Origin of the sequence: Autumnicola tepida, from assembly GCF_031846485.1 — a bacterium.
Classification (GTDB): Bacteria; Bacteroidota; Bacteroidia; order Flavobacteriales; family Flavobacteriaceae; genus Autumnicola; species Autumnicola tepida.
This window is the reverse complement of the sequence record NZ_JAVRHQ010000020.1, coordinates 18,110-41,540: the sequence shown is the minus strand read 5'-3', so window position 1 is coordinate 41,540 and position 23,431 is coordinate 18,110. Positions and strand designations below refer to the sequence as shown.

Annotated in this window: 19 protein-coding genes and 1 pseudogene; 12 read left to right on the top strand and 8 right to left on the bottom strand. The window is 40.0% G+C overall.

Annotation, left to right across the window (positions count from 1 at the left end):
* Positions 1 to 13: 13 nt before the first annotated feature.
* Positions 14 to 1,816, bottom strand: a complete 1,803-nt coding sequence (gene treZ / locus RM553_RS14610; protein ID WP_311535684.1) for a malto-oligosyltrehalose trehalohydrolase — start codon at positions 1,814 to 1,816, stop codon at positions 14 to 16.
* Between the two features lie 181 nt (positions 1,817 to 1,997).
* On the opposite strand from treZ, the gene RM553_RS14605 reads away from it, so the two are divergent.
* On the top strand, positions 1,998 to 3,974 hold the full coding sequence (locus RM553_RS14605) for an alpha-1,4-glucan--maltose-1-phosphate maltosyltransferase (RefSeq protein WP_311535683.1): 1,977 nt from the start codon (positions 1,998 to 2,000) through the stop codon (positions 3,972 to 3,974).
* Between the two features lie 16 nt (positions 3,975 to 3,990).
* A complete protein-coding gene (gene treS / locus RM553_RS14600) occupies positions 3,991 to 7,317 on the top strand; it encodes a maltose alpha-D-glucosyltransferase (RefSeq protein WP_311535682.1) in 3,327 nt (1,108 codons plus the stop codon).
* Here treS and RM553_RS14595 read toward each other — a convergent pair.
* Positions 7,276 to 7,767, bottom strand: a complete 492-nt coding sequence (locus RM553_RS14595) for a hypothetical protein (protein ID WP_311535681.1) — start codon at positions 7,765 to 7,767, stop codon at positions 7,276 to 7,278. The genes treS and RM553_RS14595 overlap by 42 nt on opposite strands.
* Before the next feature lies 1 nt (position 7,768).
* On the opposite strand from RM553_RS14595, the gene glgB reads away from it, so the two are divergent.
* Positions 7,769 to 9,850, top strand: a complete 2,082-nt coding sequence (gene glgB, locus RM553_RS14590; RefSeq protein WP_311535680.1) for a 1,4-alpha-glucan branching protein GlgB — start codon at positions 7,769 to 7,771, stop codon at positions 9,848 to 9,850.
* A 127-nt stretch (positions 9,851 to 9,977) separates the two neighbouring features.
* Here the strand turns inward: glgB and RM553_RS14585 are convergent, their stop codons facing one another.
* Both RM553_RS14585 and RM553_RS14580 read right to left on the bottom strand, forming a co-directional pair.
* Complete coding sequence (locus tag RM553_RS14585) at positions 9,978 to 11,153, bottom strand: aldose epimerase family protein (RefSeq protein WP_311535679.1); 1,176 nt, start codon at positions 11,151 to 11,153, stop codon at positions 9,978 to 9,980.
* 211 nt (positions 11,154 to 11,364) lie between these two features.
* Positions 11,365 to 12,063, bottom strand: a complete 699-nt coding sequence (locus RM553_RS14580) for a T9SS type A sorting domain-containing protein (protein ID WP_311535678.1) — start codon at positions 12,061 to 12,063, stop codon at positions 11,365 to 11,367.
* A 111-nt stretch (positions 12,064 to 12,174) separates the two neighbouring features.
* Between RM553_RS14580 and RM553_RS14575 the strand changes: the two genes are divergently transcribed.
* A complete protein-coding gene (locus RM553_RS14575) occupies positions 12,175 to 13,053 on the top strand; it encodes an AraC family transcriptional regulator (RefSeq protein WP_311535677.1) in 879 nt (292 codons plus the stop codon).
* A gap of 71 nt (positions 13,054 to 13,124) precedes the next feature.
* On the opposite strand, the gene RM553_RS14570 is transcribed toward RM553_RS14575, so the two are convergent.
* Positions 13,125 to 13,475: a 4Fe-4S dicluster domain-containing protein gene (locus RM553_RS14570; RefSeq protein WP_311535676.1), complete on the bottom strand. Its 351-nt coding sequence runs from the start codon at positions 13,473 to 13,475 to the stop codon at positions 13,125 to 13,127.
* A gap of 136 nt (positions 13,476 to 13,611) precedes the next feature.
* On the opposite strand from RM553_RS14570, the gene RM553_RS14565 reads away from it, so the two are divergent.
* The 7 genes from RM553_RS14565 (at position 13,612) to RM553_RS14535 (ending at position 20,988) form a co-directional block, all read left to right on the top strand.
* Positions 13,612 to 14,673 (top strand): acyl-CoA reductase, encoded by a 1,062-nt coding sequence (locus RM553_RS14565; protein ID WP_311535675.1) that lies wholly within the window; start codon positions 13,612 to 13,614, stop codon positions 14,671 to 14,673.
* A gap of 78 nt (positions 14,674 to 14,751) precedes the next feature.
* A complete protein-coding gene (gene serC / locus RM553_RS14560; protein ID WP_311535674.1) occupies positions 14,752 to 15,816 on the top strand; it encodes a 3-phosphoserine/phosphohydroxythreonine transaminase in 1,065 nt (354 codons plus the stop codon).
* Positions 15,817 to 15,828: 12 nt separating this feature from the next.
* Positions 15,829 to 16,779, top strand: coding sequence for an NAD(P)-dependent oxidoreductase (locus RM553_RS14555; protein ID WP_311535673.1), 951 nt, complete (start codon positions 15,829 to 15,831; stop codon positions 16,777 to 16,779).
* A 91-nt stretch (positions 16,780 to 16,870) separates the two neighbouring features.
* Positions 16,871 to 17,494 (top strand): DUF937 domain-containing protein, encoded by a 624-nt coding sequence (locus tag RM553_RS14550; protein WP_311535672.1) that lies wholly within the window; start codon positions 16,871 to 16,873, stop codon positions 17,492 to 17,494.
* 40 nt (positions 17,495 to 17,534) lie between these two features.
* Complete coding sequence (locus RM553_RS14545) at positions 17,535 to 17,957, top strand: DUF6146 family protein (protein ID WP_311535671.1); 423 nt, start codon at positions 17,535 to 17,537, stop codon at positions 17,955 to 17,957.
* Positions 17,958 to 18,065: 108 nt separating this feature from the next.
* Positions 18,066 to 18,368, top strand: a complete 303-nt coding sequence (locus RM553_RS14540) for a DUF6787 family protein (protein ID WP_311535670.1) — start codon at positions 18,066 to 18,068, stop codon at positions 18,366 to 18,368.
* Positions 18,369 to 18,747: 379 nt separating this feature from the next.
* A complete protein-coding gene (locus tag RM553_RS14535; RefSeq protein WP_311535669.1) occupies positions 18,748 to 20,988 on the top strand; it encodes a TonB-dependent receptor in 2,241 nt (746 codons plus the stop codon).
* Between the two features lie 68 nt (positions 20,989 to 21,056).
* Here the strand turns inward: RM553_RS14535 and RM553_RS14530 are convergent, their stop codons facing one another.
* The 3 genes and pseudogenes from RM553_RS14530 to msrA all read right to left on the bottom strand — a co-directional run.
* On the bottom strand, positions 21,057 to 21,362 hold the full coding sequence (locus tag RM553_RS14530) for a hypothetical protein (RefSeq protein WP_311535668.1): 306 nt from the start codon (positions 21,360 to 21,362) through the stop codon (positions 21,057 to 21,059).
* A gap of 41 nt (positions 21,363 to 21,403) precedes the next feature.
* A complete protein-coding gene (folE, locus tag RM553_RS14525) occupies positions 21,404 to 22,000 on the bottom strand; it encodes a GTP cyclohydrolase I FolE (protein ID WP_311535711.1) in 597 nt (198 codons plus the stop codon).
* 12 nt (positions 22,001 to 22,012) lie between these two features.
* Positions 22,013 to 22,552, bottom strand: a pseudogene (gene msrA, locus RM553_RS14520) (peptide-methionine (S)-S-oxide reductase MsrA); the annotation flags it as partial.
* A 209-nt stretch (positions 22,553 to 22,761) separates the two neighbouring features.
* Here msrA and RM553_RS14515 point away from each other — a divergent pair.
* Positions 22,762 to 23,421 carry an ABC transporter ATP-binding protein gene (locus tag RM553_RS14515; RefSeq protein WP_311535667.1) on the top strand — a complete coding sequence of 220 codons (660 nt, stop codon included), beginning with the start codon at positions 22,762 to 22,764 and terminating at the stop codon, positions 23,419 to 23,421.
* Positions 23,422 to 23,431 lie beyond the last annotated feature (10 nt).

The window sequence follows — 23,431 nt, the reverse complement described above, 5'->3', positions numbered from 1 at the left end:
CGATTGGTGCTTTTTAACTTTTACAAATAATCAAAGATTCCGGAGGGATGTTTAAAATTTTATAAATATCAGATTTAGAAGAAAAATCCGCAGGACCATTCCATCTTTTATCTGCAGAAGCCAAAATGATCTGTGCCTTCTCTCCCGGAATATTGAAAGCATGATTTTCAGAACTGAAATTAAAATAAGCGTTTAGTTTTCCTGCGGAAACGGAAATGAGCTGTTTATCTTCCATTACTTCAGTATGAATTTCATTTTCCCTGAATTCATTGAAAACTCCCGCTTTTCGTAATTGGATTAATTCTTTGTAAAAATTGAAGATTACTTCTTTTTTCTCATCCTTTCTGAAGTTCCAGTTTAATTTGGAATTATTGAAGGTATCTGCAGATTGCGGGTCCGGAAATTCCCCTTCTTTTTGATTGAAATACTCAAATTCCCGTTTTCTTCCTTCCTGCACGGCTTTAACCAAATCGGGATCACCATGACTCACAAAATATTGAAATGGGTGATCTTCGGCAAACTCCTCTCCCATAAACAGCATTGGCACCATAGGAGAAACTAAAACCACACCTGCGGCAAGCTTCAGCTTTTCAAAAGAAACCAATCTGGAAAGCCTGTCCCCCAGCATCCTGTTTCCCACCTGGTCATGATTTTGAATACACACTACAAATTTGTGGGAAGGCAGCTCCTTTGGACTGTTTCCAATGGTCCTTTTACGGAAATCGGAATACACGCCATCATAAATAAATGCCTGCCTAAAGCTTTTTGCAAGCTGGTTTAGCTTTCCATAGTCTTTATAATAGCCTTCGTTTTCCCCGGTAAGCAAAGTATGTAAAGAATGGTGTAAATCATCTACCCACTGGGCTTCCAATCCAAAACCTCCTTTTTCGTAAGAGTCAATAATCCTGGTATCATTCAGGTCACTTTCAGCAATAAGAACATATTTTCTGCCGCTCTCTTCTTCCAGTTTATCAACCTGTTCGCTTAATTCCTTCAGTAAATGTTTTGCGCCACGATCTATAATTTCATGAATGGCATCAAGGCGCAAACCATCAAAATGATATTCTTTTAACCACATGATCGCGCTTTCAAGAAAAAAATTACGCACGTGATCTGAAAAAGCATCATCAAAATTAATAGCTTTTCCCCATGGTGTTTTATACTTATCTGTAAAATAAGGCCCGTATTTAGCGAGATAATTTCCTTCAGGGCCCATGTGGTTATAAACGGCATCAAGTATTACCGCAATGCCTTTTTCATGACAGGCGTCAATCAATTCTTTTAAGGCTTCGCTGGTACCATAACTTTCCTGAACGGCATAAGGATAAACCCCATCATAACCCCAGTTTCTTCCACCAGGAAATGCTGAAATTGGCATTATTTCTATAGCGGTTATCCCCAGCTCCAGCAGGTAATCAAGTTTGTCCTGAATTCCCCTGAAAGTTCCTTCTTTTGTAAAAGTACCCACATGAAGTTCATAAATTATCAGTTCATTCATGCTGAGTCCTTCCCAGTTTTCATCTTTCCATTTATAAGAAGTATTATTTATTACCTGAGACCATTGATGCACCCCTTCAGGCTGATACCGGGAAGCGGGATCGGGAAGTTCTTTTTCACCATCCAGGCGGAATTTATAATATGTACCTGGCTCAATTTTCTCTACAGTTTTACTCCAGTAGCCTTTTTCTTCCTTATTAAGTAAAACAGGAGAGTGGTTTTCTTCAAAAATCACTTCAACTTTTTCAGCTGAAGGTGCCCACACTGCAAATTCACAATGATCATTTCCTTTATAAATTGCTCCTACATTTCTCTCCATAAATCTTTCTGAAATAAATTCAACCTCAGCCAAAGCTAGTAATGATAAATTATAATTATTGATGTTTAATAATTATTTAACTAGCGGTTTTAACATGCTTCTTTACCTTTAAAAGAGATTTGTTTAAAAAATTCTTATCTCATGGGCACTCATGGGATTATATAATCAGAAAAAATAATTCATGAAGTCAGAAGGGCAAAAAAGAGCAAGTATTCGAAATGTTTCTCCTCAAATTGAATGTGGTAAATTTCAGATCAAACGAGTCGTTAATGAACGGATAGAAGTTGAGGCAGATATTTTTGGGGATGGACATGACAAAGTTGATGCCGTGCTGCTCTACCGGGAAGCCGCAAAAGAAGGTGAAAACGAGAAGGAATGGGATGAGATCCCGATGATACATGAAGGGAACGACCACTGGTCTTCTGCCTTTGAAGGAAACCAACCCGGAATTTACGAATATACCATTGAAGCCTGGATTGACCATTTTTCTACATGGAAAAGCGATCTTAAAAAGAAAATTGAAGCGCAGCAAAATGTAAGGGTAGAAATACTCATTGGAGCCGAACTAATGGAAAAAGCCCTTGAAGAGGCAAATGCTTCCCAAAAAAAACAATTGCGCAACTGGATAAAGCTTTTACGTGACGAAGATAAAGAGGCGGAAGCACTTTCCAAGGTATTTGAAGACGCCGTGACAAAGGTAATGTATCAAACCAGGCACCGTGAGAGGGCAACCCGTTATTCAAAAAACCTCCAGGTAAAAGTGGAAAGAAAAAGAGCGCTTTTTAGTGCCTGGTACGAATTCTTTCCACGTTCTACTTCAGAAACTCCGGGAGAACACGGCACTTTTAAAACTTCAGAAAGAATACTGCCGGAAATTGCAAATATGGGCTTTGATGTAATTTATCTTCCTCCTATCCATCCAATTGGAGTGAGCCACCGGAAGGGAATAAACAATGCCACAGAAGCTAAACCCGGAGATCCCGGTTCGCCATGGGCCATAGGATCTGAAGAAGGAGGTCATAAAGCTATCCATCCCGAACTGGGAACCATAGAAGATTTTACATCTTTTGTAAAGAAAGCAGAGAAAAACGGGATAGAAGTCGCCATAGACTTCGCTATTCAATGTAGCCCGGATCATCCTTATGTAAAAGAGCATCCACAATGGTTTAAATGGCGGCCGGATGGTACAGTGCAGTATGCTGAAAATCCGCCGAAGAAGTACCAGGACGTGCTCCCGGTGAATTTTGAAACAGAGGATTGGGAAAACCTTTGGCAGGAATTAAAGAGCGTGGTGGAATACTGGATAGACAAGGGTGTAAAGATATTTCGCGTAGACAATCCGCATACCAAATCTTTCATTTTTTGGGAATGGCTTATAAAGGAAATCAACAAAACCAATAATGATATTATTTTCCTGGCAGAAGCTTTTACACGGCCTCGGGTAATGGAAGAGCTGGGAAAAGTAGGCTTCACTCAATCTTATACTTACTTTACCTGGAGAAATTCAAAACAGGAATTCCAGGAATATCTTACCGAACTAACCCAGACGGAATTAAGGGAATATTTCCGGCCTAATTTCTGGCCAAACACTCCTGATATTTTACCAATCTCCCTGGAACATAAAGGAGAACCTTCGTTCCTGATAAGGATAATACTCGCCGCCACCCTTTCTTCAAATTATGGAATTTACGGCCCTCTTTTCGAATTTAATTTAAACGAACCTTATCCCGGAAAAGAAGAATATACACGCTCTGAAAAATATGAGGTGAAGCATTGGGACTGGTACAGGCCTACCAGAACTAAAGAAATTATCAGCCAGTTAAATAGTATCAGGAATGAAAATCCCGCCCTGCAAACTACTTATAACATCAGCTTTGCCGACACCGATAATGATCAAATCATTTGTTATTCAAAAGTAGACAAACGCAGCGGGAATAAATTGCTAATTGTGGTAAACCTGGATCCCGACCATACTCAATCCGGCTGGGTGAAAGTTCCCCTCCGGGAACTGGAAATTTTGGGACACGAGCCTTTTGCCGTGGTAGACCTTCTTACTGCCTCCAGGTACATCTGGCAAAATGAGTGGAATTATGTAGAATTACATCCACAGGCGCAACCTGCACACATCCTGCGCGTGGAAAACATAAACGAGAGATAAAATCCAAAATAGAGTTATGAGTGAACCTATAAATATTGATGATAACCTGCATTGGTATAAAGATGCAGTGATATATGAATTACATATAAAAGCTTTTTATGACAGTGATGGTGACGGAATTGGGGACTTTCAGGGCCTGCTTCAAAAGCTCGATTATCTTGAAGATTTAGGCGTAACAGCCATATGGCTTTTGCCGTTTTACCCTTCCCCTCTAAAAGATGATGGTTATGATATTGCAGATTACTACAACATTAACCCTTCTTATGGCGATGTAAAGGTTTTTAAAAAGCTCATAAAAGAAGCCCATAAACGCGGACTCAAAATTATAACGGAGCTTGTTATCAACCACACATCAGATCAGCATCCATGGTTCCAACGTGCAAGAAGGGCGCCGGCAGATTCCGATTACCGGGATTACTACGTTTGGAGTGACGACCCGCAGAAATATAAAGATGCCAGGATTATATTTACCGATACCGAGCCTTCCAACTGGACCTGGGATCCCGTGGCAAAGGCGTATTTTTGGCACCGTTTCTTTTCCCATCAGCCAGACCTGAATTTTGATAATCCACAGGTGCAAAAAGAGGTTTTCAAAATAATGGATTACTGGTGTAAAATGGGCGTGGATGGCTTTAGGCTGGACGCCGTCCCTTATTTATTTGAAAGGGAAAATACCAACTGCGAAAATTTACCGCAAACCCATGAGTTCCTGAAAAAATTAAGGGCGCATATTGACAAAAACTACGATAATAAACTTCTATTGGCTGAAGCGAATATGTGGCCGGAAGATTCTGCAGCATATTTCGGGGATGGAGATGAATGCCACATGAATTATCATTTCCCTATCATGCCCAGGATGTTTATGGCGGTTAAGATGGAAGACCGCTATCCCATTATCGATATTATAGACCAGACTCCCGACATTCCAAATACCTGCCAGTGGGCAATTTTCCTAAGGAACCACGATGAGTTAACGCTGGAAATGGTGACCGATGAGGAGCGGGACTATATGTATAAAGTTTACACCAAAGATCCACAGGCGAAAATAAATGTTGGAATTCGCCACAGGCTGGCTCCTTTACTGGAAAACAACCGCAACAAAATTGAATTGATGAATGTGTTGCTGTTTTCCCTTCCCGGCACCCCGGTAATTTATTATGGAGATGAAATTGGGATGGGAGATAATTTTTACCTTGGAGACAGGGATGGTGTAAGAACCCCCATGCAATGGACTGCAGACAGGAATGCAGGTTTTTCTTCAGCAAACCCACAAAAACTTTATTTACCGGCTATTATAGATCCGGAGTATAAATATGAGGCGGTAAATGTGGAAGCGCAACAAATGAACTCCTCTTCCCTGCTCTGGTGGATGAAGCGGATTATTGGAATGCGGAAGAGGTTTAAAGCCTTTGGGCGCGGGGATATTAAATTTTTATCTCCTTCAAATTCCAAGATTATCGCCTATACCCGTACGTATGAAGATGAAGACATCCTAATTCTTGGTAACCTTTCCAGGTTTCCACAAGCTGCTGAATTGGAGCTGGAGGATTATGAAGGTTACACCCCAATTGAAGTTTTCAGCCACAATAAATTCCCCAGAATTTCTGAAAAACCTTACCTGTTTACAATGGGGCCTCACGGCTATTACTGGTTTGTTCTTGAGAAAGACAGGGAGCAAAGCGAAAAAGCCGATGTTCCTGCATTAAAAGTGAAGGAATGGAGTGAACTGCTGGAAATGAAAGTGCAGACAAAACTTGAGACTAAAGTCTTGCCTGTTTACCTAAATTCCTGCAGGTGGTTTGGAGGGAAATCCAGGGTTATCCAGAATATTTCTGTAAATAACAAAATAGATATTCCGGTAAAAGATTTGCCGGCCACGCTTATTACCATTGAAATAAATTATAATGACGGCCTTCCGGAGGTTTACCAGCTTCCTATGGCATTTGTTCCGTATCACAAAGAAGAAGAAATAAGGGAAATTCCTGAAAAGGCAGTTATCACCAGGTTAACAGTAGGAAAAGAAGAAGGTATTTTATTTGATGCCGTTTATAACGAGGAATTTAGAAATGCCATTTTCAATAATATCAAAAAGAATAAAAGTCTCGGCAGTGGAAAGAAAAGCCTGAACTTTTACCATGGAGATGAAGAAGTAAAAATTGATTCGGACACGTTGAATTCAAAAATTCTTAACGCTGAACAAAGCAATACTTCATTGATTTTTGATAATAAATATTTCCTGAAGCTTTACCGGAAACTGGACAATACAATTAATCCCGACCTGGAGATCACAAGGTATCTTTCTGAAAAAACAGATTATGAAAATGCCTCCAGGTTCCGCGGCGCACTGGAATTTAAATCGGGAGCAAGGAACGTAATTGTTCTGGGGATGATGCAGGACTTAATTCCCAACCAGGGAGATGCATGGGATTATACCAAAGATGCCATTAACAGGTATTACGAGAACGTGATGACGCGTTCTAAAGAAATCAAATTACTACCTGCAAAACAGGACCTTACCATTCCGTTAAGTTTTAAGGAAATTCCAACGGATATGCAGGATTTAATGGGCGCGATCTTTCCGGAACGTATTTCGCTTCTGGGACAGCGTACGGCAGAAATGCATAAAGCCCTGGCCGCTCATCCTGAGGAAGAAGATTTTGAGCATGAAGAGTTTTCACTTCACTACCAGCGCTCCCTGTTTTCTTCTTTACAATCCTTAACGAGGAACAGTTTTACCAACCTTCAGAAGAATTTGAAAAATCTTCCGGAAGAAGTAAAGACCGAAGCTAAAGAAGTGCTGGATATGAAAAGCGATGTGCTAAAATGCTTTAAAAGAGTTTTCGCGCATAAAATTCCGGTAATGAAAATCAGGACACATGGTGATTATCACCTGGGCCAGGTTCTCTGGACAGGTAAGGACTTTATAATCATAGATTTTGAAGGAGAGCCTGCCCGTGCATTCAGCGAAAGAAGGCTTAAGAGATCTGCATTACGGGATGTCGCAGGAATGGTAAGATCTTTCCATTATGCCGCCTACAGCACCATAATGGAACCGGAATTCGATCAGCAAAGAAAAGAGGGTGACCTGGAAGACTGGGCAGAATCCTGGTATTACTACGTTACCAGGCTTTATTTAAAGGGATATTCCAAAAACGTGGGGAAAAATAATTTTATCCCTGAAGATCAGGAAGATTATGATATCCTGATGGATACTTTTCTGCTTGAAAAAGCAGTATATGAACTTAATTACGAACTAAACAACCGTCCCGGCTGGGTACTAATTCCACTACGGGGCATAAAATCAATTATAGGGAGGTATAGAGATGGCAAAGAAAGAAAATAAAACTACAGATAAAGACAAGAAAATAACATCAAAAGCTAAAACCGGAACAGCTAAGGCTGCTAAAGGCGCAGATACTTCAGGTGAAGTAAAAGGGCCAAAAGGAGTTGGCGAGAAAAAACCAACATCTGCAGCGGGTACAAAAAAAACGGTGGGTGCAAAAAATAAAACCACCGGGAAAGCGACGGTGAAGAAAAAAGCATCTTCCAGCGCTACCCAGGAAGCTGCCGGAGATAAAAAACCGGCCAGGGCTAAAAAGACAACAGCCAAAAAAACAACAGCTTCAGAAAAAAAAGAAACAGCTAAGAAAACAACCAGGCCTAAAGCTTCTGCTACAAAGAAAACTTCGAAAGCCGGGAACACTTCAACTAAAAAAGTTGCTAAAGCTAAAACAAGCAAAACAACAGCTTCAAAGAAAGAAACTAAATCTACTGCCGGTGATATTTCTTCCACAATGAAAGGGATTGCCGATAAAGTAGTGCCCGACGAAGAAACCCAGAAAAAAATAGCCGATACAGCAAAAGATATTCTTCCAGACCAGGAAAAGGTAAAGAAGACTGTTAAAAAAGCGGTAGACAATGTCCTGCCCAAAGAAGAAAGAGAAGAAGCAGGAACCGGGGAAAAGCCTGCAGAAGAACCCGAATGGTTTTCTTTATTTTCAGATTATGATGTGCATCTTTTTAAGGAAGGAAAACATTACCATTTATACAAAAAATTTGGGGCACACCCGGTAAATCACAACGGTAAAGAAGGTGTTTATTTTTCCGTTTGGGCGCCAAATGCAGAGAAGGTTTCAGTTATAGGAGATTTTAACGGTTGGGACCGCGGAAAAAATCCCATGAATGTACGCTTTGACCATTCAGGTATATGGGAAGTTTTTATACCGGAAGCTCAACAGGGAAGCCTTTACAAATATTTTATAAAATCCAACAATGGTTATGAAGCTGAAAAAGGTGATCCTTACGCCTTCCGCTGGGAAACTCCCCCTCAAACAGCATCTGTGGTATGGGACATTGAGAATTCCTGGGATGATAAAGACTGGATGACCAAGCGCAGCGAAAATGCACAAAAAAGTAAGCCGGTTTCAGTATATGAATTGCATGTAGGTTCCTGGAAAAGAAAACCCGAGGAAGATAACCGCTCATTATCCTATCGTGAACTTGCTGAAGATCTGCCAGCTTACTTGAAAGAAATGGGCTTTACTCATGTGGAGTTTATGCCGGTAATGGAGCATCCTTTTTTTGGTTCCTGGGGTTACCAGGTAACGGGTTATTTTGCGCCTTCCAGCAGGTATGGCAGTCCGCAGGATTTTATGTTCCTGGTAGAATCGCTGCATAAGGCGGGAATTGGAGTTATCCTGGACTGGGTACCTTCGCATTTCCCTTCAGATTTGCACGGGTTGCATTATTTTGATGGGACATTTCTTTACGAACATGCCGATCCCCGCAAAGGATTCCACCCAGACTGGCAGAGTTATATTTTCAACTACGGAAGAAATGAAGTTCGTTCCTTCCTGATAAGCAACGCGCTTTTTTGGCTGGATAAATTCCATGCGGATGGATTGCGTGTAGATGCCGTTGCCTCTATGCTCTACCTCGATTATTCGAGGAAACACGGAGAATGGGAGCCTAATGAATTCGGCGGAAATGAAAACCTGGAGGCGATAAGTTTTCTAAAGGAATTCAATGAAGTAGTATATGGCGAACATCCAGATATTATGACCATTGCTGAAGAATCCACAGCCTGGCCCATGGTGTCCAAACCCACTTATATTGGCGGACTTGGTTTTGGAATGAAGTGGATGATGGGTTGGATGCACGACACCCTGGAGTATTTTCAGAAAGATCCTATACATAGGAAACACCATCAGAATACGATCACTTTCAGTACAAATTACGCGTTTACCGAGAATTTTATGCTTCCGCTTTCACATGATGAAGTTGTGTATGGAAAACAGGCGATCTATAACAAAATGCCCGGGGACGACTGGAATAAATACGCGAATTTAAGAAGCCTGTACGCCTATATGTATGCCCATCCCGGAACAAAACTGCTGTTTATGGGAGCCGAATTTGCACAAAAAACAGAATGGAATCATGACTCCAGCCTGGACTGGCATGAAACTGATAATGAACTGAATAAAAAAATACAGGCTACCCTCAAAGCTCTAAACAATATTTATAAACAGGAACCTGCATTTTACGAAAAAGCTTTTGAAAGTGAAGGATTTGAGTGGATAGATATTAATGATGCTGAAAACAGTATCATTAGTTTCTTCAGAAAAGGAGAAAATGAAAAAGATAATGTAATGGTGGTTTGTAACCTTACTCCCGTACCAAGGGAAAACTATAGGATTGGTGTAGCTTCTGAAGGAAAATGGTATGAGATCTTAAATACCGATGATGAACAATTTGGTGGGAGCAATGTTGGAAACCGTGAAGATATAGAGGCAAAAGCCTTGCCGGCTCACGGGAAAGATCATTCCCTTGCGTTAACCCTGCCTCCTATGGGAGTAATTTACCTGAAGAAAAGATAGGGATATTGTTCGCCAGCTTTAGAAAATAAAGAAGCCGTCTTTAACAAGTAAAAAGACGGCTTCTTTATTTAAGTTGGTAAAAAGTATTATCCTTCCCTCCTTTCCTTTCAAGTATATACCGGTGTATTTACTTTGCCGAAAACCTGAAACTTGTATTGGAAGTATATGTTTCACCAGGTTCTAATACTACTGTAGGAAAGCCTTCCTGGTTAGGAGTATCGGGATAATGTTGTGTCTCAAAGCAGAAGCCTGTCCTTTTGCCGTATGTTCCGCCGCCTTTTGCAGGCAAAGTTCCATTCAAAAAGTTTGCGGTATAAAATTGCATACCGGGTTCATCTGTATAAACTTCCAGGTATCTGCCGCTATCTGGATCGTACGCTGAAGCAGCATACCTTACTCCACTGTCCTGCTCATTCAGGACCCAGCAATGATCGTAACCATTACCTCTTAATATTTGTTCATTTTCAGCCTCGATATTTTTCCCTATTGCCTGCGCCTCCCTGAAATCGAAGGGAGTTCCCTGCACGTCTCTTATCTCACCTGTGGGAATAAGGTTTTCATTAACAGGAATAAATTCATCGGCGTTTATTTCAACCTTATGGTCCAGAATGTCTTTGCTGAAATCGCCGGAAAGGTTAAAATAGGAATGTTGCGTAAGGTTAACGATGGTTTTTTTATCTGTAGTGGCTTTATATTCCACGTTCAGGGAATTATCATCTTTAAGTTCATAAGTAACAGTGGTTTCGAGTTGTCCCGGAAAGCCCTGCTCCATATCCTTACTTGTATAACTCAGTTTTAAGGCATTTTTTCCCTCCAAAGGTGTTGCCTTCCATATTACTTTATCAAAACCTTTATCGCCTCCATGTAAGGTATTCTCTCCATTATTTTGTGGTAATGTGTATTCTTCCCCGTCCAGGGAAAATTTGCCCCCGGCAATACGGTTCCCATACCGGCCAATAATTGCTCCAAAATAAGGGTTTTCTTCCAAATATTGACCAATAGAATCAAAACCCAAAACCACATCCTGATAATTGTTATTTAAATCGGGCGCGGTAAGTTTGGTAATGCGGCCACCGTAGGTAATAATTTGAACTTCCATCCCATTACTATTCGAAAGTGTATACATTTCTATTTTTTCCCCATCGGGAGTGGTACCATAATCAGATTTTTCGATCACAACATTTTTGTTTTGGGCAGTTTCTTCTGCAGGTTCATTTTCACTTTTGTTGGTATTCCTGCACTGTATAAAAAACAGCGACAGGGCGGCAATGGCTAACCAGGAAAGATTGAGCTTAAGTCTCATAAAATTAAAATTAATAGATGTATCTAATATAAAAGAACGAGAGATACCTATTCTGTTAGTGGTTCTAAACAAAAAATGTATTTGCCTTTCTTTACATCAAACTACTATTTCAGTTACTTTCGAAGCAATATCGTCAAAATTTTTAAATATTCTATAAAAAAGAGCGCCCGGCAATGCCGGGCGCTCTGGAATTTCATTTTTAAACTAAGAATTAGCCAAGATTCACTGTTTTAAAGAAATGATCCTTTTTAGTATTGATTTCAATCCTATATTCCCCATCAGGAACATTCTTAAAATCGATCGTTTTTGTAACCACAGCTCCTTTACCTTGCGTAGTGGCCATTAGTTGCCCAAGCGAATTGTAAATTTTTACTTTCGCAACTCCCTCTGTAGGATTTGCCAGAGAAAACATCACTTTTTTATTTTCTACCTTAAAAGTTGGTTTAAAGGTAATTTCTGATGTTTTGTCTTCAACATGTATTCCTTCTTCATTTTTCGTAATCACTTTTGTATAAATGTGATACTTGTTTTCAAATTGAAGGAAATAAATGCCCATTGGAGCATCAGCAAGGTTCAATGCTTTTGAATAAGATCCATCTTCCATAAGGCCATCTTTAAAAAGCACCCTTCCCTGTTCATCCTGTAAAGATAATGTTCCCTCCTCATAAGAGTTTCCTACTTCTACAAGAATTGTCTTTTCTTTCACCTTTACAGCCAGGTCATCGGCTGCTTTAACGTTAAAACTAATACCTAGTAATAGAGTAACGATTACTAATCTAAATGCATACTTCATAATTTTAGTTTTAATTGTTAATAATGTTAATTCACTAATAATTACTAAAACAAATATAGGCTGATATTTGAATGCAGATAAATGCTGAATATGCATAAATATGTCTAAAATTACCATTAGTTAAACCTCTGGTTAATTAACAGGTTTAAATAGCATATATTGTAGTTAATTTCGTGCATAAATAGGTTATAAAATGAAATTACATTATATTCAACAAAAATTGGGATTATGGAAAAATTATCTAAACCGGCTTTTGAGAAAGTAGAACCAGCCTTTGGGAGCTCAATTACTTATAAGACCTATAATAAGGATCATCAAAATAACAGCAATACCTTTTGGCATTATCATCCGGAAATTGAGCTGGTATATGTAAATGGAGGAACAGGAAAAAGGCAGATTGGCAGCCATCTTTCCTATTATCGTAACGGAGACCTTATCTTAATTGGCCCTCACCTGCCCCATTGCGGATTTACTGACAGCCTTACCGCTCATGAAGCGGAAACCGTTATTCAGCTTAAAGAAAATTTTATGGGAGAAGGGTTTTTCGACACTCCTGAAATGAAAGGCATTAAGTCGCTTATTGACCGCTCCCGAAAAGGAATTGTCTTTCATGGGGAAACCAAGCGCGGCATTGGAAAAAAAATTGAAGCTCTTAAAGAAAAGAATACCTACTACAGGCTTTTGGGTCTTTTGGATATTTTGAAAATGCTTGAAGAGGCTGAGAATTATACTGTTCTAAATGCTCATGGTTTTCTCCTGGAAACCGAACTTCAGGATAATGACCGGATAAATGTGGTATTTAATTTTGTAAAACAGGAATATAAGCGGCCCATCAGCCTCGAAGAAATAGCCGATAAAGTAAGCATGACGGTGCCGGCGTTTTGTCGTTATTTTAAAAGGATTACAGGAAAGACGTTTACGCAGTTCGTAAATGAATACCGGCTGGTACATGCCGCGAAACTCCTGCATGAAAAACAAATGAGCATTACCGATGTTTGCTTTGAGTGCGGTTTCAACAATTTCAGCCATTTTAATAAGCAGTTCAAGAAATTTACAGGAAAATCCCCATCTGCATACCGTACCGAATTAAGATATGCGGTAACCTGAATTCTTAGAAATAAAAAAGCCCGCTTCTCATGGAAACGGGCTTTTTATCTTGCAGATATGTAAATATCCTTCTAGCTTTCGTGCATAAAACGCTGCTTAGCTAATAATTCCTCTTCACTTTCCACATGCTCATCATCCGGCACGCAGCAATCTACGGGACATACCGCAGCACATTGAGGTTCCTCGTGAAAACCTTTACATTCAGTACATTTATCTGGTACTATATAATAGATCTCATCACTTACCGGCTCCTGTGCTTCTTCGGCATTCGCAGCTTTTCCATTTGGAAGAACCACATCTCCTTCAAGATCGGTTCCATCTGCATACCTCCAGTCGTCAGCTCCTTCATAAATAGCGGTATTTGGACATTCCGGTTCGCAGGCACCACAGTTTATGCATTCATCAGTTATTACAATTGCCATAGCTCATTTTATTTGTAAATTATAATAGAAATCAAAACTCCACAGCTTTTCAGAAATTCAATAGTTTTTCCCAATTGGAAATTTTAATTTCGCTGCACAAATTTAACGTCAATCAAATTCATAACCAAATAAGGGCATGACATTCCACGAAAGAAAATCACATTTTGCAGAACTTGGAAAATTCATGGGGAAATTCCCGCTTTCTTCTAAAGAAATTCCAGAAATAGATTCTGAAAAAGAAGAATTTTTCAATAGGATGAATCAAAAAATTGATTCTGCAATTCATTATAACGGTTGGTTTACCCGGGAAAATGTAATTTTTGCTCTCCGGCAGTGGAGTATTGCGCTCACCCCCGATAATCTTGAAAAATGGTTGAGCAGGTACGACACTATAGGTCAGTCAGAGCCCAAAACTGTAGCGGTAATTATGGCGGGAAACATTCCGCTGGTGGGGTTTCATGACTTTATATGTGTACTTATGGCCGGGCATAAAGTCCTGATAAAGCAATCTGGTAACGATAAGCAATTATTGCCACTTTTGGTGGAATATCTGATTTTCCTGAATCCTGAATTTAAAGATCTTATCCGGTTTACTGATGACAGAATGAAAAATTTTGATGCCGTAATTGCTACGGGAAGCAATAATACTTCCCGCTACTTCGAATACTATTTTAAAGATAAACCAAGCATTATCAGGAAAAACAGGAATTCCGTAGCCGTTTTAACAGGTAAGGAAAGTAAAAAGCAACTCCAGGAGCTAAGCGAAGATATCTTTAGATATTACGGCCTTGGTTGCCGGAATGTTTCCAAACTTTATGTTCCAGAAAATTACGATTTTGATGATTTTTTCAAGGCAATGTATAACTGGAATTACATTATTAATCAGGCGAAATATTCAAATAATTACGATTATAATAAAGCCGTTTACCTTATGAGCGAATTTAAACTGCTGGATAACGGATTTTTGATCCTGAAGGAAGATGAAAGTTTTGGCTCCCCTATCGCCACGCTGTTTTATGAAAAATATACTTCGGAAGAAGAACTTCGGAATAAGCTTCAGCAGGAAAAAGAAAAATTGCAGTGTGTGGTCTCCGGCGGGTTTACTGAAAATGAAGTGGAATTTGGCAAAACGCAACATCCGGAATTGTGGGATTACGCCGATGATGTTGACACCATGGATTTTCTCCTGAAGCTGTAGCCCAAATTTGAAGTTTATTAATAGCTATTCCTTGCAAATTTTAGCATCTTTGTGAGGCATGATCAACCCTTTCATTTTATGAAAAAACACAATTTTAGTGCAGGCCCCTGCATACTTCCACAAGAGGTTTTTCAGCAGGCTTCGCAGGCAGTGCTGGATTTTAATGATTCTGGCCTTTCCATTCTGGAAATTTCGCATCGCAGCCCCGCGTTTGTAAAAGTTATAGAAGAAGCCAGAAACCTCGCCCTGGAGCTTCTAAACCTTCAGAATAAAGGCTACAAAGCCTTGTTTTTACAAGGAGGAGCCAGTATGCAGTTTTTAATGACTGCATACAACCTTTTAAACAAAAAAGCTGCTTATCTTAACACGGGAACCTGGTCCAGCAAAGCAATAAAAGAAGCAAAACTTTTTGGAGAGGTGATAGAAGCCGCTTCTTCAAAAGATAAAAATTTTAATTATATCCCGGCTGATTATTCAATCCCTGAAGATGCCGATTATTTTCACTGTACCAGTAATAATACCATTTTTGGAACCCAGATGAAATCTTTTCCGCAAACTGAAGTTCCTGTAGTTTGTGATATGAGCAGTGATATTTTTTCGCGGGTATTGGATTTTTCCCAATTTGACCTTATTTATGCCGGAGCCCAAAAAAATATGGGACCTGCCGGGGCAACCCTGGTGGTGATTAAAGAGGAAATACTGGATAAGGTAAAAAGGGAAATACCTTCTATGATGTCCTACAAAGTCCATATAGAAAAAGAAAGCATGTTTAACACTCCGCCGGTTTATGCGGTTTATGTTTCCCTGCTCACCCTGCGCTGGCTTAAATCCCGGGGCGGAATAAGTGCAGTAGAAGAAAGAAATGCGCAGAAAGCCAAATTGGTTTATGATGAAATTGACCGGAACCCGCTTTTCAAAGGTTTTGCCGCGGTTGAAGACCGATCTGCCATGAATGCCACTTTCAATCTAACAGATGAAAGCAATAAAGACAAATTTGATGAAATGTGGAAAGAGGCAAACATCAATGGGCTTAGCGGGCATCGTAGTGTTGGAGGATACAGGGCCTCCATGTACAACGCGCTTCCTCTGGAAAGCGTACAGGTACTGGTAGATGTAATGCAGAATTTAGAAAAGAAAGCATAAAAAGAAAAGAAGATGAAAGTATTAGCCAGTGAAGGCATCTCAACAAAAGGCGTGGAAATTCTGGAAAAGGCAGGATTCGAAGTATTGGTTACCAGGGTTGCCCAGGAGCAACTTCAGGATTTTATTAATAAGAATGAAGTTGCTGCCCTTATAATTGGCAGTAGCACCAAAATTGATAAAGAACTCATAGATGCCTGCCCCAGCCTTAAGGTTATTGGCCGCAGCGGCTTAAGCCTTGGCAATATCGAAGTGAAGTACGCTGAAAAAAAGGGAATTGAGGTGGTAAATACACCAGAAGCACCTGCTGCCGCCGTAGCAGAACTGGTGTTCGCGCATCTTTTTGGTGGTGTACGCTTCCTACATGATTCTAATAGGAATATGCCTTTGGAAGGAGAAACCAGGTTTAAGGAACTAAGAAAAACCTATGCTGGTGGCCGGGAATTAAGAGGTAAAACGCTTGGCATTATTGGTTTTGGTAAGACTGGACAGGAAGTCGCAAAGATAGCCCTGGGATTAGGAATGAAAGTTATAGCCAGTGACAAAACGATAAGAGAGGAAAATATTGAGCTGGATTTCTTTAACCACCAAAGTATTAGCATTCCCGTAAGCACAGAACCTTTGCATCAGCTCATTAAATGGTCCGATTTTATTAGTATACATGTTCCCGCGCAAAAAGAACCTCTTATTGGCGAAGTTGAAATTAACGCCATGAAGGACGATGTGGGCATAATTAATACCTCCCGTGGAGGAGTGATTGATGAAAAAGCCCTGCTGGACGGGCTGGAAAACGGAAAAATCTCTTTCGCCGGCCTGGATGCTTTTGAGAACGAGCCTGCTCCCCATATAAAAGTCCTTATGAATGAAAAAGTATCCTTAAGTCCCCGCATTGGTACAGCTACTTTGGATGCAAGGGAAAGGACTGGTGTGGAACTTGCTGAAAAAATTATTCGCGCCCTGCAATGAGGATAAAGTTTATTTTTCCTGTAGCATTTCTTTAACGCTGTGTTTAATCATAAAGCTCTAAATTGAAGTCTTAACTTATAAAAATTTTATCATGGCTTCTATTCTGGATATTTTAAATACAAAAACCGGTGATCAATTAATCGGAAAAATTACCGAAAAGACCGGTCTCGACAAAGAAAAAGCAACTACAGCGTTGGGAATGGCAATGCCCATGATCCTTGGTGCTTTAAAGAAAAACGCTGAAGACGACAAAGGTTCAGAAAAATTGAACAACGCCCTGGAAGCTGATAAGCACAACGGCCACCTCCTTAATAACCTTTCAGAAGCCGATACGGATGAAGTAGATAATGAAGGCAACAAAATCCTGGATCATATTTTAGGTGATAAAAGAAGCGGAATAGAATCTGCCCTCTCCACTACTCTTGGGCTGGAAAAGGGCACCATAGGAACAATCATTAAATTAGCCGCGCCTGTAATTATGAATCTTTTAGGCAGCCAAAAGCGCAAAGACAATGTTTCCGGATCTGGGCTTTCCTCTCTTATCGGTTCTGTTTTAGGATCCAGTGCTGCTCATGATCATTCTTTTGTTCAAAGTTTATTAGATAAAGATGATGACGGAAATGTAATAGATGACGTTAGCGGTATGATTTTAGGTGGCGGAAAAAATAAAAAAAAGGGAGACAGTATTCTGAAAGGCTTTACAGGCGGAAAATGAATTGGAATATTTTTTGAAATAAGAAACGTAAAGAATATTAATGAAAAACTTGATTTATATTTTTTTGTTAGCCGCTTTTATTTATAGCTGTGGCGGAAGTAGAAACCTGCGTTCAGACAGGATTGCAAATGCCAAAAATGATACGGTGCGCATTGCTAATGATAGCCTGGAATATGAAATTATAATTATTGAACCCGGTTTTAACCTTTTTATAAATTCCGTCGCGAAGCCTGAAGGTTACTACTCCCAACAATATCTGGAAAACAAAAATCAGTTCCTGGTATCCGAATACAACAGCAGGGTTCGCCAGCCTCAAATTTATAACCCCAATTTATACGTAAACGAAATCAATTATGAGCCGCAGATTGATTATGGATACGAGGTTAATTATCTCCTTTATAATTACTTTGTTTATTTCAGTCGGCAGTACAACCAGAGATTTAGTGTCCCTACAAGAATCTAAATTATCTTTGAGGTTTTTTCTATCCAGTAATTAATTCATTTCATCTTCTGGCTATTGGATATGGGTACTATGCAAGGTCTTCTATCTGATTTTTAATATATTTGCAGCATGAAGAAACTGAAAGAACGGTGGGATATTAGTTCTAATTGGCAAATGCTGGCAATATTCCTGGTTTTTGCTGTAACAGGATCCACATCTGCCAGGTTAGCCGGCCCTCTGGTGGAGTTGCTGGGACTTTACCGGGAATCTTCTCATTGGCTTCTATACTGGACCCTAAGAATTCTCATTATTTTCCCTATATATCAGGTGCTTTTAGTAGGTTTTGGATGGCTGTTTGGCCAATTTAATTTCTTCTGGGCTTTTGAAAAAAAGATGCTTTACAGGATGGGGCTTGGTAAACTGCTTAGGTAATAAATTGAAGGCGGCAAAGAACATATTAATAATAACCTCAGCATTTCTAATCCTGCTGCCTTCCACTGCAAATTTTCTTCATGTTTTTATGGGTCATGATCATGGTTTATGCGATCATTATGCTGAAAACCACTACCACGCCAAACCCCTGGATTGTAAACTTTATAAGTTTCACAAAACAGCTGCTTTGCAACTGGAATTTTTATGTTTTGAACCTGTAGATGTCCAGGTCCAGGAGAAAAAAGTATTTAATTCTTACCAATTTTTAAGTGATTATCAAAAGCTTCCTTTTGAGCTGCGGGGTCCACCGTGCAATGTATAAATCCGCATCACTTCTTTTTTAAAGGAAGGTTTATACATAATCATTTAAAAACATTATATGAAATTTAAAATTTTATTGGTGCTGCTATTGGCAGTGACACCACTTGTGCATTCACAAAATCAATTTTCCGGTTCCGTAACAGATGCAGAAACCGGAGAGCCCGTATTCAGCGCAACTGTATATTTTCCACAACTGGAAAAAGGTACAGTTACAGATCTGGACGGGAACTTCAGCTTTAAAAATCTTCCGGAAGGAAGTTACCAGCTCCTGGTCTCTTCTATAGGATACACTTCTTTTTCTAAAAATATAGATATTCCTTCTGAAGCCATAGAACTTCAGCTTTCACCTTCGGCAATAGAGATGGAAGAAGTTATTGTTTCCACACCTTTCCACCAGCTTCAGAGTGAAAATGTAATGAAGGTTGAACGCGAAAGCGTTTCAGAATTAAACCGAAAAGGAGCGGTGACGCTGGCTGACGGAATTACTCAAATGGCCGGAGTGGAAAGCCTGACCACAGGTGTTGGAATTGGCAAACCGGTAATAAGGGGTTTAAGTTCCAATCGTGTGCTGGTTTATACACAGGGTGTACGGCTGGAAAACCAGCAGTTTGGGGATGAACACGGGCTGGGCATCAGCTCAAAAGGTATAGGAAGCGTAGAGGTTATAAAAGGTCCTGCTTCGCTGCTCTACGGGAGCGATGCCATTGGTGGCGTGCTGTACCTCAATCCTGAAACTTATGCTGCCGCCAACGAAACACATGCCGAAGCCAGCGGGGATTATTTCAATAATACCCTTGGCTATCAGGGGAGTGTTATGGCGCAGACCTCGGGCAACAAGCTAAAATTTTTGCTTCGTGGAAGCACTGCCTACCATAGCGATTATGAAACCGGAAATGGTTTAAAAGTCACCAACACCCGGTTTAATGAAAAAGATTTAAAAGCGGGAGTTGGTTACCAGGATTCCAAATACAAAGCTGACCTGCGCTACAATTACAACCGGTCCAATATTGGAATTCCTGAAGAAATTGGTGTGCAGAATACCAGTAAGGACCTGATGCTACCTTTTCAGAAAATCGATAATCACGTGGTAAGCCTGGATAACCGGCTGTTTTTGGCAAATTCCAGTCTCGATTTAAAAATCGGCTACCAGTTTAATAACAGGAAGGAATTTGAGGAACATCACCATGGCGATGAGGAAGAACAGGAAGAGGAAACGCCAGGGGAACATCCTGCCCTGGAAATGCACCTCCAAACCCTGAGCTATAACCTAAAATATAACCTACCTAAAACAGGTAATTTCGAAACAATTTTTGGCATACAGGGAATGCAGCAGACCAATTCGAATTTTGGAGAGGAAATCTTAATTCCGAATGCTGAAACTGTTGATTTCGGTATCTTTGGAACCACTCATTACCACCTTGAAAAGTGGGATTTCCAGGGAGGGGTTCGCTTTGATAAAAGAAGCATTGAAAGCGAGTCTTTTATAGCTGAAGAAGGAGCTGTGCCCGCAATTGATAAAAATTACAACAGTATAAACGGTGCTTTCGGCATAAAATTTCAGCCACTAAGAAAATTTGCTGCCCGCCTTAACCTTGCCAGCGGATTTCGTGCCCCAAACCTGGCAGAATTAACTTCTAACGGCTCCCACAACGGCGCAAACCGCTATGAAGTTGGAAATGCCAATTTGAGCAATGAACAAAATTTCCAGGTAGATCTCTCGCTGGAATGGAGAAACAAACATTTTGAAGCTTTCGCCAACGCTTTCCACAATTCTGTAAATGATTATATCTATATAAGCCCCTCCCCTGATATTGTAGACAATGAGCAGGTATATTATTATACTCAGGATAATGCAAGGCTTTACGGCGGTGAAATAGGTTTTCACCTTCACCCTCATCCTTTGGACTGGCTTCATTTTGAAAGCAGTTTTGAGACCGTGACCGGGAAACTTTCTGAAAATGAATATTTACCCCTCATTCCTGCTAATTCCTTTACCAACACCTTTAGGTTTGAATTTGGGCAGGATAAACTTCTTCAGAATAAATATGCTTTTCTAAGGCTGAAGAGTGTAATGGACAAAAACAGGGTTAGCATTTTTGAAACGGATACTGAAGGTTACAACCTGTTGGGAGCCGGCCTTGGGGGTAGCCTGGACCTGGGAAATTCGGTGGTTGAAATTAATATAAGCGGAAATAACCTGCTTAACAAAGATTATATCTCTCATTTATCCCGTTTAAAAACGGACGGGATTTCCAATATTGGAAGGAATATTGTCTTCTCCCTGCTCTGGAATATTTAAAGCTATCGTAAAAAAAGCTGCCTGAAGACACACAGGCAGCTTTTCAAACTAACTAATTAAATCAAACTTTAATAACTCTCAACCTCAATAACTCTGGGTTGCGGAGCTTTATTTTTCTTCCATACATAAGTGTACAGGTACATTAATGTAAAAGATGGAATAACATCTGTTCCCGGTAAAATCTCCTCTAAAAACACCAGTACTGAAGCTACTTTCCCTTTTTTACCAGGATACATTTCACTCATTTTACTGGCGGCATAAGGTGCCCAGATTATATCAAGAAAAGGGCCAATTAGAGGGATGGCCACGCTTACCATACCAATGGCATCATAAAGGAGTCCTTTTATAAATAATCTTTTATTGTGAATTTTCATTTTTCCAGTTTATTTATTCAAATCAAATAAGATGCCATTTTCTACTGAAGGTCTGAGCTTATTAATTTAAGAAATTCAGAACGGGTTTCAATTTTTTCAAACTGCCCGCGAAAACCAGAAGTAGTGGTTGCGCTGTTCTGCTTTTGTACACCCCGCATCATCATGCACATGTGCTGCGCTTCTATTACCACTGCTACCCCCTGGGGTTGTAGTACTTTGTTTAAACATTCCAGGATATCATGTGTAAGCCGCTCCTGCACCTGTAACCTTCTCGCAAAAACATCTACAATCCTGGGTAATTTGCTCAATCCAACTATTTTCCCGTTTGGGATATAAGCAATATGTGCTTTTCCAAAAAAAGGCAGCATATGGTGCTCGCACAGGGAATAAATTTCAATATCCTTTACCACCACCATTTCGTCATAACTTTCAGTAAACAAGGCTTCCGTAAGGATTTTTTCCGCATCCATGGCATATCCCTGTGTAAGGTACTGCATTGCTTTGGCAGCTCTTTCAGGAGTTTTTACTATTCCCTCACGCCCGGGATCTTCTTCCACTCCTGCAATAATTTCTTTGAAATTCTTCCTGAGGTTTTCAGTAACATCTATGTCATATTCTTCAAAATACCGGTAAGACATTGGATCTAATTTTTTAAGTTTTTCTGAAAAAAGTTTTTTCAGTTTGGAAATTTTAGGGTCTATAATAAACTGGCAGTAAGGTTGCTGCCGGTGCTGGTTGTAAAAATCCTGGTGCTCAACTTCCGCAGTATAAAATGGGGAAGCTTCTGTAACTTCGGTAACTATTGGATCTTTAAAAACGCCTTCTTTTTCCAGGGAGGCAATTACTTTTTCAGCGGTTTCTTTTTGTTCTTCCGAAGTATAAAATATGCCACTCCTGTACTGCGTACCCACATCATTTTGTTGCCTGTTTAAGGTTGTAGGGTCATGTGTGCCGAAAAAAACCAGCAATAACTCTTCAAAAGAGATTTTTTCAGGATTAAATTTTATTTCGATAGCCTCTGCATGGCCGGTTCTTCCGGTGACAATTTCACGGTAGGCAGGATTTTTAATAGTCCCGCCGGTAAAGCCGGAAATTACCTCCTCTACCCCTTCCAATCGCTGAAAGACAGCTTCTGTGCACCAGAAACATCCTCCTGCCAATATTGCAATTTCTAAATTTTTCCCTTCCATATTTTCAAAAGTATTTTTTCTTCGTCAAAACTAGTTGATTAATAGTCAATGCGGCTGAGTTAATGATTAATAATATCAATGGTGTAATAACTGGCAAATGCTGTACCTTTCTGCTTTGAAGATTATAATGAATCCTTAATTAACTTTCAGTTGTTAATATTGCCGGTTCCTTACAATTTGGGTAATTTTCGGGCCACAAAGAAAAATTCATGATTTTAGCTGATAATATTCATAAGTTCTATGGTGAGCTTCATGTACTCAAAGGGGTTAAGCTCCATATTCAAAAAGGGGAAATTGTTTCTATAGTTGGCGCTTCGGGAGCAGGAAAAACCACGTTACTACAAATTCTAGGTACACTTGACCGCCCGGAGAAAGAAAGGGGTTCAGAATTAACAATTAATGGAACCAACATAGATGGCCTGTCTTCAAGGGAGCTTTCCCGTTTTCGAAATCAGCATATCGGATTTATTTTCCAGTTTCACCAGCTGCTTCCTGAATTCACTGCCCTGGAAAATATTTGCATCCCGGCTTTTATTCAAAATAAACCCAAGGGAGAAGCTGAAAAACGCGCCTATGAACTGTTGCAGTTTCTTGGCCTGGAGCACAGGGCAAATCATAAACCTGGTGAGCTAAGTGGTGGAGAACAGCAGAGGATTGCAGTGGCGAGGGCCCTGATTAACAATCCCGCGGTAATTTTTGCAGATGAACCTTCAGGCAACCTGGACAGTGAATCAGCCGAAAATTTGCATAAACTCTTCTTTCGACTCCGGGATGAATTCAACCAAACTTTTGTGATTGTAACCCATAATGAAGAACTGGCCAATATGGCCGACCGTAAACTCACGATGGTAGACGGTGAAATTGTTTAAATCAAAAACC